This is a genomic window from Rhodococcus sp. DK176, from assembly GCF_038447315.2.
In the GTDB taxonomy this organism is placed as follows: domain Bacteria; phylum Actinomycetota; class Actinomycetes; order Mycobacteriales; family Mycobacteriaceae; genus Rhodococcus_F; species Rhodococcus_F jostii_A.
Genome location: NZ_CP118321.2, coordinates 139113 through 140537, shown reverse-complemented (window position 1 = coordinate 140537; position 1425 = coordinate 139113). Strand labels below are relative to the sequence as shown.

Annotated in this window: 2 protein-coding genes; one reads left to right on the top strand and one right to left on the bottom strand. The window is 64.8% G+C overall.

All coding sequences use genetic code 11. The features are described from left to right. Window positions 1-534: 534 nt before the first annotated feature. A complete protein-coding gene (locus tag PSR88_RS00645; protein ID WP_005255751.1) occupies window positions 535-873 on the bottom strand; it encodes an RNA polymerase-binding protein RbpA in 339 nt (112 codons plus the stop codon). A 172-nt stretch (window positions 874-1045) separates the two neighbouring features. Between PSR88_RS00645 and PSR88_RS00640 the strand changes: the two genes are divergently transcribed. Continuing rightward, window positions 1046-1378: a hypothetical protein gene (locus PSR88_RS00640; RefSeq protein ID WP_005246337.1), complete on the top strand. Its 333-nt coding sequence runs from the start codon at window positions 1046-1048 to the stop codon at window positions 1376-1378. Window positions 1379-1425 lie beyond the last annotated feature (47 nt).

Here is a 1425-nt window from a genome sequence, read left to right as displayed (position 1 = left end):
CCGCATCACCGCCGCCCGACAGACCGGAAGGTTTGGTTTGGGCGGTGGTGGGGGAATACCACGAAATGTGAGTGGTTGTACAGAAAACGAGCGGTTGACCACCCCGAATGTCGTGGACGCCCGACCGGTCGTGGTTTCGGGGTGCCGATTTCATACCCCAGGTGTGAGATCTACCCGAAGAGAAGACCAAACCCTTGACTCCGCGGTACCGAATAGTAGATTGAGAGCGGTCATGTGACCTACCTCTCAAACGGTACGGAAGCCCGAGAGGTCGGTCATACGTGGTTTCTTCGACTGCGTGTTCGGGGCGTGACGCTCGGTGCTTTGTGTGCTCGGAATGTAACGCGCCCGCGTTCAGCAGATCGGAGTACTTGGATGAGTCCTGTCGAGACGGTGACCAGCCCAGTGACCAACAGAAGCTCGTCCGTGTCGAACACCCCGTCCGCGCCGAAGCCGGGGTCGCAGCCTCCCCGAACGCGGCGAACGCCGCCCCGGCAGAGCCGAGACGGCGTTCGTACGGTTCGGTTGCCTGTGTCAGGCTCCGCGGCGCTTCGCCTTCAGCAGGTCGAGGCGCTCCTTCAGCAGCTCCTCCAGTTCCTCCTTGGAACGGCGTTCGAGCAGCATGTCCCAGTGGGTACGCGGCGGCTTGACCTTCTTGGCTTCGGGCGCAGTCCCCTCGACCAGGGTTCCCTCGAGGCCGTTGCGGCACAGCCACGTGCCGGGAATCTCGGCATCGTCGGCGAAGGGAATGTCGAAGACCTCACCGTTGTCGCACCGGTACTTGGCCATCCGACGGGGCGCGAGGTCGTGGTCACGGTCGGTCTCGTAGCTCACCGCTCCGAGTCGACTTCCTCGAAGTACGCGATCTGCCATGGTTGTGTCCTCTCCTCGATCGTCTCCGCGCGAGTACGCCTGGACCAGAACCAAGCGTTCACACTCATCTACAACGCCACGGCCTCCCGATTGGTTCCCGCACGCCGCGCAGATGCAACCTCGACATCTTACCGGGCGGGCGTCGAGGCGCCGCGCAGTAAGGTGGTTGACCATGACCGGCGCCTCCCGCAGACCCGATTCCTGTGTGTGGTGCGGCCGCGAAGTGGCCGAGACGGGGATGGGGCGGCGCCGCCGGTACTGCCGCCAATCCTGCCGGCAGCGCGCATACGAGCAGCGCAACCAGGTCAAGGGCACGAGCATCCCCGCCGATGCGGTGGTGCTCACCTCGGAGGAAGCCTCCGCCATGGTCGACCGGGTTTTCCAGGTTCGATGTGCCGCCGAGGACGTGGCGACAGCCGTTGCCGAAGGTGCGGCGGCCCATGAGGTGGAGTCCCTGTGCGCCGACCTCGTGCAACTCGCACGTGAGGCCGAACGCTTCCGCTGAGCCTCGGACAGAGGCGGGGGAGCGTAGGACGCACTCTGCTCGACCGG

What these genes read in the sequence shown, in the direction of transcription:
- PSR88_RS00645 (WP_005255751.1), bottom strand. Translation starts at nt 873, where the DNA reads ATGGCAGATCGCGTACTTCGAGGAAGTCGACTCGGAGCGGTGAGCTAC.
- PSR88_RS00640 (WP_005246337.1), top strand. Translation starts at nt 1,046, where the DNA reads ATGACCGGCGCCTCCCGCAGACCCGATTCCTGTGTGTGGTGCGGCCGC.